11 protein-coding genes and 2 pseudogenes are annotated in these 15,490 nt (G+C 31.3%); all 13 read left to right on the top strand.

The genetic code is table 11. The features are described from left to right. The first annotated feature begins 99 nt into the window (after positions 1–99). The 13 genes and pseudogenes from VIM70_RS01075 to VIM70_RS01015 all read left to right on the top strand — a co-directional run bounded on the left by VIM70_RS01075 (position 100) and on the right by VIM70_RS01015 (position 15,468). The gene (locus VIM70_RS01075; RefSeq protein WP_331943238.1) at positions 100–1,260 is read left to right on the top strand and encodes a 1-deoxy-D-xylulose-5-phosphate reductoisomerase; all 1,161 of its coding nucleotides are present in this window, start codon (positions 100–102) and stop codon (positions 1,258–1,260) included. A gap of 59 nt (positions 1,261–1,319) precedes the next feature. Next, the gene (gene rseP, locus VIM70_RS01070; protein ID WP_331943369.1) at positions 1,320–2,315 is read left to right on the top strand and encodes an RIP metalloprotease RseP; all 996 of its coding nucleotides are present in this window, start codon (positions 1,320–1,322) and stop codon (positions 2,313–2,315) included. Positions 2,316–2,327: 12 nt separating this feature from the next. After that, positions 2,328–3,386, top strand: coding sequence for a flavodoxin-dependent (E)-4-hydroxy-3-methylbut-2-enyl-diphosphate synthase (ispG, locus tag VIM70_RS01065; protein ID WP_331943236.1), 1,059 nt, complete (start codon positions 2,328–2,330; stop codon positions 3,384–3,386). A gap of 45 nt (positions 3,387–3,431) precedes the next feature. Then, positions 3,432–7,733 (top strand): PolC-type DNA polymerase III, encoded by a 4,302-nt coding sequence (locus VIM70_RS01060; RefSeq protein WP_331943367.1) that lies wholly within the window; start codon positions 3,432–3,434, stop codon positions 7,731–7,733. Positions 7,734–7,936: 203 nt separating this feature from the next. After that, positions 7,937–8,398, top strand: coding sequence for a ribosome maturation factor RimP (gene rimP, locus VIM70_RS01055; protein ID WP_331943234.1), 462 nt, complete (start codon positions 7,937–7,939; stop codon positions 8,396–8,398). Positions 8,399–8,411: 13 nt separating this feature from the next. Continuing rightward, positions 8,412–9,527, top strand: coding sequence for a transcription termination factor NusA (gene nusA, locus VIM70_RS01050; RefSeq protein WP_331943232.1), 1,116 nt, complete (start codon positions 8,412–8,414; stop codon positions 9,525–9,527). A gap of 11 nt (positions 9,528–9,538) precedes the next feature. Beyond that, positions 9,539–9,805: an RNase P modulator RnpM gene (rnpM, locus tag VIM70_RS01045; RefSeq protein WP_331943230.1), complete on the top strand. Its 267-nt coding sequence runs from the start codon at positions 9,539–9,541 to the stop codon at positions 9,803–9,805. Continuing rightward, positions 9,798–10,097, top strand: a pseudogene (locus VIM70_RS01040) (ribosomal L7Ae/L30e/S12e/Gadd45 family protein); the annotation flags it as partial. The gene rnpM and the pseudogene VIM70_RS01040, both read left to right, overlap by 8 nt. A 98-nt stretch (positions 10,098–10,195) precedes the next feature. Beyond that, positions 10,196–12,271 (top strand): translation initiation factor IF-2, encoded by a 2,076-nt coding sequence (gene infB / locus VIM70_RS01035; protein WP_331943228.1) that lies wholly within the window; start codon positions 10,196–10,198, stop codon positions 12,269–12,271. A gap of 21 nt (positions 12,272–12,292) precedes the next feature. Continuing rightward, positions 12,293–12,649 (top strand): annotated as a pseudogene (gene rbfA, locus VIM70_RS01030) (30S ribosome-binding factor RbfA); the annotation flags it as partial. A gap of 55 nt (positions 12,650–12,704) precedes the next feature. After that, entirely contained in the window at positions 12,705–13,667 is a 963-nt protein-coding gene (locus VIM70_RS01025; protein WP_331943365.1) for a bifunctional oligoribonuclease/PAP phosphatase NrnA, read from the top strand. After that, complete coding sequence (gene truB / locus VIM70_RS01020; RefSeq protein ID WP_331943226.1) at positions 13,664–14,533, top strand: tRNA pseudouridine(55) synthase TruB; 870 nt, start codon at positions 13,664–13,666, stop codon at positions 14,531–14,533. The genes VIM70_RS01025 and truB overlap by 4 nt, the downstream gene beginning before the upstream one ends. 11 nt (positions 14,534–14,544) lie before the next feature. After that, positions 14,545–15,468, top strand: coding sequence for a bifunctional riboflavin kinase/FAD synthetase (locus VIM70_RS01015; protein ID WP_331943224.1), 924 nt, complete (start codon positions 14,545–14,547; stop codon positions 15,466–15,468). Positions 15,469–15,490: the final 22 nt, after the last annotated feature.

Raw genomic sequence — 15,490 nt, 5'->3', positions numbered from 1 at the left:
TCTTGGCTATAATTCATAACAGGGGAAAATTTGAAGTATTACAGAATTTACTAATATATAAGGTATAAACAACAGATTTACATGAATGGAGAGATTTACATGAAGAAGCTTACTATTTTAGGCGTTACGGGATCCATTGGAACTCAAACGCTAGATGTTATTAGATCAGATATTAACAATTTTATTATCGTTGGAATTTCTGCGAATACTAACTTTGAAAAAATTATACCTATCATAGAGGAATTTAAACCTAAATATGTTGCGATGATGGATGAAGTGGCATCACTTAAGCTTAAAGAATATTGCAGGTTAAATAAAAAATCAACTATAATATTACATGGGTTGGATGGATTAAATTATATAAGTACTTTACCAGAAGTTGACATTGTAGTAACATCGGTTGTAGGGATGATTGGTTTAGTACCCACTATGAAAGCTATTAACGCTGGAAAAGATATTGCTTTAGCAAATAAAGAAACACTAGTTGTAGCAGGTAAATTAGTTATTGATGCTGCTAAAAAAAACAATGTAAACATTTTGCCGGTTGATTCAGAGCACGGTGCTATTTTTCAATGTCTACAGGGCAATAGGTTAGAAACAGTTAATAAAATAATATTAACTGCATCAGGTGGCCCATTTAGGGGCAAAAGTAAACAGGAATTGGTAAAAATAAAACCTGAAGAGGCTCTTAAACACCCTAAATGGAATATGGGCAGAAAGATTTCAATTGATTCTTCAACACTTATGAATAAGGGGCTTGAGGTTATAGAGGCACACTGGTTATTTGATGTAGATTATGAGAACATACAAGTGGTAGTTCATCCTCAAAGTATAATACATTCTATGGTAGAGTACAAAGATGGAAGTGTAATAGCACAATTGAGTTCCACTGATATGAGACTACCTATTCAATACGCTATAAACTACCCTGAAAGAAAAAATACTGTCATTGCAAAACTAGATTTTTATAACATGGGTAATTTAACTTTTGAAAAACCAGATATGGATACTTTCAAATGTCTTAAATTGGCCTTTAAAGCGGGCAAAATGGATGGAAATATGCCAGCTATTATGAATGCGGCTAATGAAGTAGCTGTTGAACTATTTTTAGATTATAAAATTAAGTATCTTCAGATAGAAGACATTATAGAAAAATGCATGAATAAATTTGAACATAATATTAATCCGAATCTTGAAGAAATTTTAAAAGTTGACCTTATGGTACGGGAATACGTAAGAAATAATTATGATAAAGAATAGAGAGGGGAATTGTTGTGGGTAGTATTACAAGTATTTTAGGAAACATACCATATTTTATTATGGCTATATTAGCATTTAGTCTTTTGATTATAATACATGAATTAGGTCATTTTATGCTAGCTAAGCTAAATGGGGTAAAAGTACATGAATTTTCACTCGGAATGGGTCCAAAACTTTTTGGAATAAAAGGAAAAGAAACAGAGTATTTGATTAAGGCATTTCCCATTGGTGGTTATGTTAAAATGGAAGGTGAAGATGAAGGAAGTAATGATCCAAGAGCTTTTAATAATAAAACTGCAGTTCAAAAATTAAGCATAGTTTCTGCTGGTGCAATTATGAATATAATATTAGCAGTGGTTTTATTTGCTATTATAGGCGCTGCGACAGGGAAAATAGTACCAATAATAGGGGGAGTAGTTCCTAATGGTGCAGCTATGAAGGCTGGATTGCAAGTTGGAGACAAGATTATTAAGGTCAATAAAGTTAGTATAGACAAATGGGAGCAATTTATAAATGAAATTGGTATGTCTGAAGGTGAAAATATAAATATTGAAATAGTGAGAAATTCAAAGGTGAAAACATTTTCCTTGAAGCCCATTAAAAATGTGGAAGAAAATAGATTTATGATAGGAATTGGTGGTAAACAAGAAAAAATGAACTTTGGTGAAGTCGTAAGTTATGGATTTAATCAAACTATTAGTACATCAAAACTAATTTTCGGGTTTTTGGGGAGCTTATTTAAGGGCCAACAATCTATTAATGATGTAGGTGGACCAATAAGCATAATTAGAATTTCAACAATGGCTGCACAAACTGGAATAATAAATTTAATGATGTTAACAGCAATGTTAAGTGTACAATTAGGAATATTGAATATAATACCTTTCCCAGCTCTAGATGGAGGATGGATTTTTATATTGTTATTTGAAATAATATCAGGTAAGAAATTAGATGATAAGAAAGTTGGATTTGTAAATTATATTGGATTTATGTTTTTAATGGCATTAATGGTGTTAGTAGTCGTTAAGGATATAGTTAGTCCAATGAAATTCTAGGAGATGAAGAACATGAAGTCTAAGCGCGAGAAACAAACGAAAAGAATTAAAATTGGAAATGTATATATAGGTGGAGATTCAGAGATAGCAGTGCAATCAATGACTAATACAGATACAAGAGATGTAGAAGCTACGGTAAATCAAATTCTTCTTCTAGAAGAGGCAGGGTGTGACATTGTACGATGCGCTGTGCCAGATATGGAAGCAGCAGAGGCTATTAAAAATATCATGAAAAGTATTCACATACCAATAGTTGCTGATATTCATTTTGATTATAGGCTAGCTTTAAAATCTATTGAGAATGGAATATCTAAATTAAGAATTAATCCAGGCAATATTGGAAGCGTTGATAAAATAAAATTAGTTGCAGATGCAGCTAAGGAAAAGGGTATACCAATTAGAATCGGTGTGAATTCAGGATCACTGGAAAAAGACATTCTTCAAAAATATGGTCATGTATGTGCACAGGCGTTAGTTGAAAGTGCATTAAGACATGTTAAAATACTAGAAAATTTAGATTTTTATGATATAGTTATTTCAATAAAATCCTCAGATGTACCTATGATGATTGAAAGTTATAAATTATTATCAGATAAAGTGAATTATCCGTTGCACCTTGGTGTTACTGAGGCTGGAACTACATGGCGAGGAACAATAAAATCAAGTATAGGTATTGGAGCGCTTTTAGCGCAGGGCATTGGAGATACTATAAGGGTATCACTTACTGGGGATGTAATAGACGAGGTTAAAGTTGGCATAGAAATTTTAAAAGCTCTAGATTATATAAATGATGGAATTAAATTCGTATCATGCCCAACCTGTGGAAGAACCCAAATAAATCTTATTAAAATTGCAAATGAAGTAGAAGAAAGATTAAAAAATTACAATAAAAATATAAAGATTGCAATAATGGGCTGCGTTGTAAATGGACCCGGTGAAGCAAGAGAAGCTGATATTGGCATTGCTGGAGGCAAAGGAGTCGGCCTTATATTTAAAAAAGGTGAAATAATTAAAACCGTTAAGGAAGAAAATTTAGTGGAAGAACTTATCCGCGAGATAGATAAACTATAAAATGTCTTATCAGGAGGAATACTAATGAATGTAAGCCTAGCTGAAATGTTGAAAAACGATTTCAATTTAAATGAAAAAACATTAGTAGATGATATTAAGGTATTAAGGGTTCAATATCTTAAAAAAAGCAATAAGTTAAGGGTGCTAATCAAATCTTTTGAGGATATAGATGATAATAAAAAACTACATATTAAAAAAATTATTTCAAAGCGATTATGTAGTTTTGAAGATATACAGTTAATTTGTTATCGAGATGTTTCAAACGCTACTATAGAAGATGTAAAAGATAAGTTTTGGTTAGATGTCGTCAATGTAATAGCTATATCAGAACCGTCAAGTAAGGATAGCTTACTTAAATCTTCTAGGATAATTGAAAATGGAATGTTTAAGATTCAATGCGGCAATAATTTTATGTGCAAAATTTTAAGGGATAAAAACATAGAAATTCTAATAAAAAATACTATAAATGATATGTTTGGGATTAATTCACAGGTGAAATTAGAACATAATAGTGAACTTTCTAAAGAAGATTTTTTTGGTAAAAAAGAAAAAGAAAATGAGGTTATAATAAAAGAAATTATTAAGAATATTAGTACAGAAAAGAAAGATAAACCTCAAAGTAGTAGTCAAAACAATGAAAAAGCTAATAAATTTAGCAGACCAGGATTTAGAAAAGATGAAGCCGCTGATGCAAATACTATAATGGGAAGAAATATAAAAAGCGATAGTATAGAAATAAACGAAATAGATGAGGCTTCAGGAATAGTCAGCATCTGTGGGGATATCTTTAAAATTAAAATTATTGAAACTAAAACAGGTAGAATAATTATTACATTTTATATTACTGATTATTCAAGTTCAATTACAGTGAAATGTTTTCCAAAACCTAAAGATGTGGAAAAGATAATGGATGAAATTAAAGTAGGACTTTTTTGTAAGGTACGTGGAGAAGCAAGTTATGACACCTATGCAAAAGAGGTTGTTATAATGGCAAGGGATATAGTAAGACTTAAGAAAATAGAAAGAATGGACACTGCAGATGAGAAAAGAGTTGAGCTTCATCTGCATACACAAATGAGTGCTATGGATGGAATAAGTCCTGTCTCTAAACTTGTTGAAAGAGCAGCTAAATGGGGACATAAAGCAGTGGCGATAACGGATCATGGTGTAGTCCAAGCTTTTCCGGAAGCTATGGATGCTGCTAAAAAAAATAAAATAAAGGTTTTATATGGTGTAGAGGGTTACCTTGTAGATGATGGTCAACCAATAGTTATTAATAATAAAAATGAAAGTTTAGATGATATTTTTGTAGTTTTTGATTTAGAAACAACAGGACTTTCAAGCGAAAATGATAGAATTACTGAAATTGGAGCAGTTAAAATCGAAAATGGAAAAATAGTAGATAGATTTAATGAATTTGTAAATCCGGGAATGGACATACCCTATAAGATCACGGAATTAACGGGAATTACAAATGATATGGTCTCTAGCGCAGAACCAATTGAAGAAATACTTCCTAAGTTTTTAGAGTTTGCTAGTGGTAGCGTAGTAGTAGCTCATAATGCTGACTTTGACGCATCTTTTATCAAAAAAAACTCAGAGAGGATTAATTTAAAGTTTGAAAATGCAATTATGGATACAATACCACTAGCTAAATATTTACTACCAGACCTTAAAACATTTAAGCTAAATGTAATAGCTAAGCATTTAGGCATCTCCCTGGAAAATCATCATAGAGCGGTAGATGATGCTAAAGCTACTGCGGATATACTATTACATTGCTTTGGACTGCTTAGAGAAAAAAATATTCTGAACTTAGATACTTTAAATAAAGAATTTCTAGGAGATTTTAATGTAAAGAAAGCAAACAGCTATCATGTTATTATTTTGGTTAAAAATCTTGTAGGGCTTAAAAATTTGTATAAGCTTATTTCATTTTCAAATTTAGATTATTTCCATAGAAGACCTAGGCTTCCTAAAACCTTAGTGGAAGAATATAGGAATGGTCTTATTGTTGGCTCAGCTTGTGAAGCTGGGCAAGTGTATAAGGAAGTGCTTCAAGGGAAATCTGAAGAAGATCTTAAGAAGATTATAGAATTCTATGATTATTTAGAAATACAACCTCTTCTAAATAACAAATTTATGATTAAAAATGGTACGGTAAAAGATGAAAATGAATTAATGAATATTAATAAAAAAATATGTGATTTAGGGGATAAAAACAATTTACCGGTAGTTGCTACAGGAGATGTACACTTTTTAGATCCTTCTGATGAGGTTTTCAGGAAAATTTTAATGGCTGGTAAAGGGTTTTCAGATGCGGATGATCAACCACCGCTATATTTCAAAACTACTAATGAAATGTTAAAAGAATTTTCATATTTAGGTGAAAAAAAATGTAGAGAAGTTGTAATTTATAATCCAAATAAAATCGCAGATATGATAGAAGTTATAAAACCAATACCTGACGGGACGTATACACCTACAATACCAGGCGCAGAAGATGATATTCGAAAGATGACCTCAGATAAAGTTCATTCTATATACGGCGAAAAATTACCGGAGATAGTTCAAAAAAGATTGGATAAGGAATTAAATTCTATTATAGGTAATGGATATGCTGTACTTTACTTAATAGCTGAAAAATTAGTAGCAAAATCTCTCGCAGATGGTTATTTAGTAGGTTCGAGAGGTTCAGTTGGATCTTCTTTTGCAGCTAATATGTCTAATATAACTGAGGTAAATGGACTTCCCCCTCATTATATATGTCCTAATTGTAAAAAGAGTGAATTCATTTTAGATGGATCGGTTGGCTCGGGCGCCGATTTACCTGATAAAGAGTGTCCAAGTTGTGGAACTCAATATGTGAAAGATGGCCATGATATCCCATTTGAAACTTTTTTAGGGTTTGAAGGGGATAAAGAGCCAGATATAGATTTGAATTTCTCAGGTGAAAATCAAGCGGATATACATAGATACACAGAGGTGCTGTTTGGTAAGGGGCATACTTTCAAGGCGGGGACAATTGGAACAATTGCTGATAAAACTGCTTATGGTTATGTGAAAAAATATTTAGGTGAAAAAGACATTATGGTACCTCAAGCAGAAATAGAGCGACTAGTCATGGGATGTACAGGGGTCAAAAGAACATCAGGTCAGCATCCGGGTGGAATTATGGTTGTCCCAAGTGATAATGAAATATATAATTTTTGCCCTGTGCAACACCCTGCTGACGACCCAAATTCGGATATTGTTACAACACATTTTGATTATCATTCCATAAGTGGCAGGTTATTAAAGCTTGATATTCTTGGACATGATGACCCTACAATGCTAAAAATGCTTCAAGATTTAACAGGACTTGACCCTATAACTATTCCACTATCAGACTCTAAGGTTATAAGTTTATTTACGTCTCCAGCGGCTCTAGGGCTAACCATTAAAGAATTGGGTTGTGAAGTTGGAAGTTATGGTGTTCCAGAATTCGGAACAAAATTTGTTAGACAAATGCTTTTAGATACGCAACCTAAATCTTTTTCAGATTTAGTTAGAATTTCTGGACTGTCTCATGGTACTGATGTATGGATTAATAATGCACAATATTATATTAAAGAAGGATTTACCACACTTAAAGATTGTATTTCTACAAGAGATGATATAATGGTTTATCTAATGCAGAAAAATCTTGAACCTAAGACTGCTTTTACTATAATGGAGAGAGTAAGAAAAGGTAAGGGTCTCACAGAAGATGATGAACTAGTAATGAGAGAACATGATGTTCCAGATTGGTATATAGGGTCATGTAAAAAGATAAAGTATATGTTTCCTAAGGGTCATGCAGTTGCTTATGTAATGATGGCGGTAAGAATAGCATATTATAAGGTTTATTATCCAAAGGAATATTATGCTACATTCTTTACAATAAGAGCAGATGACTTTGATGCAAATTTGATTGTAAAAGGTGATAGTGCTATAAAAGTCAAAATGGATGAGTTAACAGCTATGGGTAAGGATATAGGAATGAAAGAAAAAGGTCTTCTTACAGCGCTTGAGTTATCTTATGAAATGTATAAAAGAGGGATAAAATTATTAAATGTAGATCTTTATAAGTCTGAGGCAATTAAATTTATTATTGAAGGAGATGCAATAAGACCTCCATTAAATAGTCTTGAAGGTGTAGGTGAAAATGCTGCTAAAAGTATAGTTTTATTAAGACCTGAAGGTGAGTTTATATCAAAAGAAGATTTAAGAATTCGTTGTAAAGTTTCAAAAACAGTAATTGAAGCATTAGATAATCATGGGTGTTTGAAGGAACTTCCTGATACAAATCAGCTGTCGTTTTTTTAGGCAAATGCAATTAACCCTTGAATTAGCAAATTTTATATGATAGAATGATATATATTAGTTACCGTTGGTAATTTTATTGCACGAGAGTAGGCCCGCCTACTCTCTATTTATTGAAACGCAACTCATGGTTGCGTTTTAATTATAATATTATGTTTAATTATGCTAATAATTGTATAAAATATTTATAAAAGGAGGGTGTTAAAATGAAAAATGATACCTTGTTACAAAGACTAAGAAAAATAACTCAACCAATAGTAAAAAAAAATAATTGTGAATTATATCATTTGGAGTATGTAAAAGAAGCAGGAGAAAATTTCCTGAGAATTTATATAGATAGTACTAATGGAATATCTTTAGAAAATTGTGAAAAGATAAGTAGAGCTGTAAGTGAAATATTAGATGTAGAAGACCCAATAGCTGATAGTTACTGTTTAGAAGTTTCCTCTCCAGGAATTGAGAGGACTTTATACGATGACAATCATCTAAATAAATACATAGGCCAAAATGTACTAATTAATTTAAATAGTCTATATGAAGGCACTAAAAAACTTGAAGGTAATTTATTAGGATTTTCTGATGTACAAATAGAAATTCAATATGATGGGAATAATATATCTATTGCTAGAGAAAATATTTCCAGTGTGAGTTTAAAGCCGGTGCTGTAAGGAGGAAGTTAAAATGAATCAGGAATTTATTGAAGCATTGAGAGAAATTGTAGACCAAAAGGGAATTAGTGAAGATCTACTTTTTGAAACTATTGAAGATGCATTAGTTGCAGCATATAAGAAAAATTTTGCTACTCTATCTAATAATAGTCAAAATGTAAAAGTAACAATGAATAGAGAAACAGGCGAGATACATGTTTATGGTCAAAAAACTGTTGTAGAAGAAGTAGTTGAGGATGTAAATGAAATATCACTCGAGGAAGCTAAAGAATATAGCCCTAAATATCAAATTGACGATATAGTTGATATTGAAGTTACTCCAAGGAAATTTGGAAGAATAGCGGCGCAATCTGCGAAGCAAGTGGTTATTCAAAGAATTAAAGAAGCTGAAAGAAATATAATTTACAATGAGTTTATAACCAAAGAATTTGATATCATTACAGGAAGTGTTATAAGAAAAGATAGAGGAAATGTATTTATAGATTTAGGCAAAATTGAAGCTGTTCTTGGAGCTAATGAGCAAATGCCAGGTGAAGAATATAATTTCAATGAAAAATTGAAACTATACATTGTTGAGGTTAAAAATACTACTAAAGGTGCTCAAATAGGGGTATCGAGAACTCATCCGGGTCTTGTAAAACGATTATTTGAACTAGAGGTACCTGAAGTTTTTGGTGGAATAGTTGAAATAAAAAGCATTTCAAGAGAAGCTGGTTCAAGAACTAAAATTGCAGTATACTCTAATGATGAAAATGTTGATGCTATGGGAGCTTGCGTAGGGCCTAAAGGAATTAGAGTTCAAAATATAGTTAATGAATTAAGAAATGAAAAGATTGATATTATTAAGTGGAGCAAAAAATCTGAAGAATATATTTCAAATGCTTTAAGTCCTGCAAAGGTATTGAATGTGGTAGTTGATGAAGCATGTAAATCTGCAAAGGTTATTGTGGAAGATAATCAATTATCTTTAGCCATTGGAAAAGAAGGTCAAAATGTTAGATTGGCCGCAAGATTAACAGGCTGGAAAATTGATATTAAAAGTAGAACTCAAGCTCAATACAACATGGAAGTTAATGAAATTAGTGATGATATTGAAAATAAAGTAATTGAAACCATTACGCAGGAGTAGGTGATAGCTTTATGAAAGTTAAAAAAATACCTCAGCGTATGTGTACTGGGTGCATGGAAATGAAATGTAAAAAAGAGTTATTACGTATAGTTCGTAGTAAAGAAGGAGAAATTTCTATAGATTTAACAGGGAAAAAGCCAGGCAGAGGTGCATATGTTTGTAAAAATATAGAATGCTTTGAAAAATCTTTTAAGACTAAGAGGTTGGAACGAAATTTAGGTGGGAAAATAAGCGAAGAAATTTATGGTAACTTGAAGGATGAGATAGAACATGAATAATAAATTTTTTCAATTTTTGGGTTTAACTAAAAAGGCAGGTAAACTTATTGAAGGTTACAATCAATGCGAAGAAGCACTATCACATGGACGAGGAACCCTTATAATTTTATCAGAAGAAAGTGCTGTAAATACTAAAGATAAATTTAAAAGATTAGCTAGTAGGAATGTTATACCTCTTATAGAAGGAGTATCCAATGAAATTTTAGGTAAATACTTAGGCAGGGCAGAAATCAATGTTGTGTGCGTAAGTGATAAAAAAATGACTAATAAGCTATTAAGCTTATGGAATGAAATGAATAAAAGTGTCGAAAGCATTGAAAGTACTGAAAGTATCGAAAGTGTCGAAAGTAAGGAAAACAATGAATAAATTAAATTTCGGGGGTGAATGATTTGGCAAAAGTCAGAATATATGAATTAGCAAAAGAGTTAGAAGTGTCAAGTAAAGAATTAATTAATGTACTATTTGAAGAATTTAGTATAAAAGCCAAAAATCATATGAGTGTGATTGAGGAAGAGGATGCTGAGTTAATAAAGGAACTTTATAGTGATGAAAATTCAGGCCTTAAAGATGATAAAAACGAAACGGTAGAACACTATGAAAATTTAGCTAATGAAGATGCTAATAAAGTTATCATTAGAAAAAGAGGAAGAAAAGGTCGAGATGAATTAGGAAATGGCAATAACAGTGTTGAAGCAATAGATGACGAAGTTGTAGTAATTGACAGTACAATTACTGTTAAAGATTTAGCTGATACATTAAAGAGACCTTATGTTGAAGTAATAAAACAACTTATTTTTATAGGTGTTATGGCTGGAATGAATCAAGAAATAGATTTTGCTACAGCTGAAAAGGTAATAGAAAAATATGGTGCACTTGCAGTACTCAGAGAAGTAGAAGAAGGAAAAATAGCCGAAGATGAAGATATTGAAGACAATGACGCAGAAATAGGTACAGATAAAAAACCAGCGGTTGTTACAGTAATGGGCCACGTAGATCACGGCAAGACATCACTCCTTGACTGTATTAGAAAATCTAAAGTTACCGAAACAGAAGCGGGCGGAATTACACAACATATAGGTGCATATACTGTTGACGTTAATGGTGAAAAAATAACATTCTTAGATACACCTGGACATGAGGCTTTCACAGCAATGAGAGCAAGAGGTGCTCAAATAACAGATATAGTTATACTTGTAGTAGCTGCGGATGATGGTATTATGCCACAAACTGAAGAAGCAATAAATCATTGCAAGGCTGCTAATGTACCAATAATAGTTGCTATAAATAAGATAGATAGACCAGGAGCTAATCCTGATAAAGTTAAGCAAGAATTAACAGAATTTGGGCTTGTAGCAGAAGATTGGGGTGGAGATACAATTTGTGTTCCAGTATCAGCTCATACTAAAGAAGGCATAGATACCTTGCTTGAAATGGTTGTTATTACTGCGGAAATGTTAGAACTTAAAGCCAATGCTAATAGACGCGCTAAAGGAACTGTAATAGAAGCGAAATTAGATAAAGGTCGCGGTCCTCTTGCTACGTTACTTGTACAGAATGGCACACTAAACACTGGTGATTCTATAATAGTTGGTTCAACTTATGGAAGAATAAGAGCAATGTTTGATGATAAGGGTAAAAAGATAAAAAAAGCAGGCCCATCTATGCCAGTAGAAATACTTGGATTATCTGATGTTCCAGCAGCTGGAGATAGATTTAATGTAGTTAAAGATGAGAAAACTGCAAGAAATATGGCTGAAACTAGGAAAACAAATTTAAGAGAAGAACACTTTCAATCTAGTAATAGAGTTTCTATGGAAAATCTATATAATCAAATACAAGAAGGATCTGTTAAAGAACTTGGTGTTATTGTTAAAGCTGACGTTCAAGGGTCTGTAGAGGCAGTAAGACAATCTCTTGAAAAATTATCAACTGATAATGTAAAAGTAAGGGTAATTCATTCTGGAGTTGGAGCTATTACAGAAACAGATGTTGTACTCGCTGCTGCATCAAATGCAATAATTATTGGGTTTAATGTAAGACCAGATAATAATGCTGCAACAATTGGAGAAAAAGAGGGCGTAGAAATTAAAACCTATAGAATAATTTATGATGCTCTTGATGACATAAAAGCTGCAATGGTAGGAATGCTCGATCCTGTATATAAAGAAGTTGTTTTGGGTAGAGTAGAAATAAGACAAATATATAAAGTTTCTAATGTAGGAACAATAGCAGGATCTTATGTATTAAACGGTAAAATTACGAGAAATAGTAGTGTTCGTGTACTTAGAAATGGAATAGTAATAACTGAATCAACATTAGCTTCATTAAAGAGATTTAAAGATGATGCTAAAGAAGTTGCTGCTGGATTTGAATGTGGATTAAGTGTAGAAAAATTCAATGATATTAAAGAAGGCGACATTATTGAAGCATTTATAATGGAAGAAGTAAAACCTAAATTATCATAAGTATAAGGAGTAGTGGGTTGTATGGTTAGTTATAGAAATGGTAGAATAAATGAAGAAATTAAAAAGGATGTAAGCAATACAATTCAAAACAAGATAAAAGATCCAAGATTAAGTGCTATGGTTAGTGTAACAAAAGTAGACACAACAAAAGACCTAAGCTATACAAAGATTTATGTTAGTATATTTGGTGACGAACTTGCAAAAAAAGAAACTCTTCAGGCACTTAAAAGTTCGACTGGCCTTATTAGAAAAGAAATAGGAATTCATGTCAAACTTAGACATGTTCCTCAAGTAATCATAGAGGTAGATGAAACTATAGAACGTGCAATACATTTAGAAAGTATTTTTCATCAAATAAAGGCAAAAGATGAAAATGATGAAGAAAAGAATCATGATGATATAAATGAGGAAGATGAAGGCAACGAAAATAGCAATGGAGATTAATGATATCATTAAAAAAGTAAAGACATTTAAGAAAATTGCTATAACTTTTCACACTTCTCCAGATGGTGATTCGATTGGTAGTGCATTGGCTTTACTTATTGGTCTGAGAAAAATAAAAAAGGAAGTGTATATAATTTCAAAAGAGATTATTCCACAGACTTTTTTATTTTTACCATGCTCAAATGAAATCAATGGTGAAATAAGTGAACCCTCAAAGGGTACAGAGTGTGTGATAGTTGTAGATTGTGGTGATTTTAAAAGAATTAATGCAAATTTAAAATTGCAAAATAAGAAGTTTGAATTAATTAATATAGATCACCATCTATCTAATGATTTATATGGAGATTTAAATTTTGTTGACACAAAGGCTTCTGCAGTGGGTGAAATAGTATATGATGTACTTAGATTTCTCCATATAGAATTAGACACAGATATAAGTACATGTTTGTACACTTCAGTTCTTACAGATACGGGTTGTTTTAGGCATTCAAATACCACAGCAGTAACTCATAACATAGCAGGTAAACTTATTAGTACGGGTATAGATTTTAATAACATTCACAGAAAAATTTTTGAAAATAACAAATTTGAAAAAATAAAATTCTCTGGAGAAGTTTTAAGTAATATGTCAGTAGAACTTGATGGTAAAGTCTGTACTATGTACATATCTAATAATCTACTAGAAAAATATAATTTATTAACAGCTGATACATCGGATATTATTAGTTTTGGTTCGTCAATAGATTCTGTTGAAGTTACTATGATTATAAAAGAGGCTGAAAATGGTGTTAAAGTAAGTTTAAGATCTAAATCTTTAGTTGATGTTAGCAAAATTGCAGAAGATTTTAATGGTGGTGGTCATGTTAGAGCTTCAGGTTTTTATGTTGAAGAAAATTTTGAAAATACTAAAATTAAATTGATGGAAATTTTAGAAAAAGAGTTGATGAAATGAATGGTATATTAAATGTATTTAAACCTACAGGGATTACTTCTTTTGATGTAGTTCGCACAATAAGGAAAATTAGCAATGTAAAAAAAGTAGGCCACGCTGGCACTCTGGACCCAGAGGCTAGCGGGGTTTTACCTGTTTGTATTGGAAGAGCTACAAAAGCTATTGATTATATAATGGGTGATTTTAAAATTTATGAAGCCGAATTAAAGTTGGGTGTTACTACAGATACATATGATAGAGAAGGTAAAATCCTAAGAGAATGTGAAGTTAATGCTAGTTTTGATGAGATTACGAGCGTTATTAATTCATTTATTGGAGAAATAAAACAAATTCCACCTATGTACTCGGCGCTTAAGGTTAATGGCAAAAAACTTTATGAATTAGCAAGGGCTGGAATAGAAATAGAAAGAGAAGCTAGACCTATTGTTATTTATGACATAGACATTTTGAATATTAAAATTCCTTATGTAAAGTTTAGGGTGAAATGTTCTAAGGGTACATATATTAGAAGTCTGTGTTATGACATTGGAGAAATATTAAAATGTGGTGGTATGATGTGGAACCTACAAAGAACTGCTACAGGCCAATTTCATATTGAAGATTCTATAAATATTGAGGATTTAAATGAGGGAAATATAAAGAAATATATTATGCCAATAGAAAAAATTTTCGAAAAGAATACTAAAATCACTATAGAGGATAGATTTGTTAAGTTTTTATTGAATGGTGTTGTAGTAAAGGATAAAGCACTAAATTGTAAGTTTGAAGCCAACATTATATATAATATATATAATAATGAAAATGCTTTTATCGGAATTGCAGATAGGGGTAATGATGGTGTCAAACTAATAAAATCATTTATATAGGAGTTAATAGAATGTTAGTTATAAAAGATAATTTTAAAACGAAACTCAAATATCAGACATATATAGCACTGGGAAGTTTTGATGGGTTACATTTAGGGCATATGCGTCTTATAAATAAAACCGTAGAATTATCAAAAGAAAATAATGCTAAAAGTATGATTTGTACCTTTGACAATCACCCATTGTCTGTTATAAATAAAGAAATTTGTCCAAAACTTATAATGGATAATAATACTAAAATAAAGTTATTAGAAAACACTGGTATTGACATAGTTAATTTAGCAACTTTTGATAAAGATTTTATGAAATTAACCCCAGAAGAGTTTATAAAAAATATGGTGAAGTGCTATAATGCAAAAGGAATAGTTATTGGTTTTAACTATAGATTTGGATATAAGAATTTAGGCGATGTAAAAATGCTTCAAAAATATAGTAATATACTAGGGTATGAACTGTACGTTTGTGAAGCAATTAGAATTAACAATGAAATTGTTAGTAGTTCAAAAATACGTCATCTCATTGCGGAGGGGAATATTACTAAAGCAAATGAGCTTTTAGGACGTCCACACACTATTACTGGGAAAGTAATTAGGGGAAAACAGTTTGGGAGAACTATTGAGTTTCCAACTATAAATTTAGATTACAATAAGAAATATATTCTTCCTAAGGGAGGGGTATACTTTACTATAGTTGAATACGAAAATAAGTCTTATAAAGCTATAACAAATATAGGATATAATCCAACTGTAGCTGGTGGAAAGTTATCAGTAGAAACTTATATTTTAAACTTTAATAAACAAATTTATAATGAAGTAGTTAAAATTTATTTTATAAACAGAATAAGAGATGAAGTTAAATTTGATACCATTGATGAATTAAAACAGCAGCTTGTGATGGATAAGGACTATGCTTTTAAGCAAGAAATTGAAAAGTAATAATTAAAATTTAAAAAATAAT

Origin of the sequence: Clostridium sp. (assembly GCF_036569345.1) — a bacterium.
GTDB lineage: Bacteria > Bacillota > Clostridia > Clostridiales > Clostridiaceae > Clostridium_AD.
Note: the sequence above shows the minus strand (reverse complement) of the source record. Positions and strands in the feature narration are given on the sequence as shown.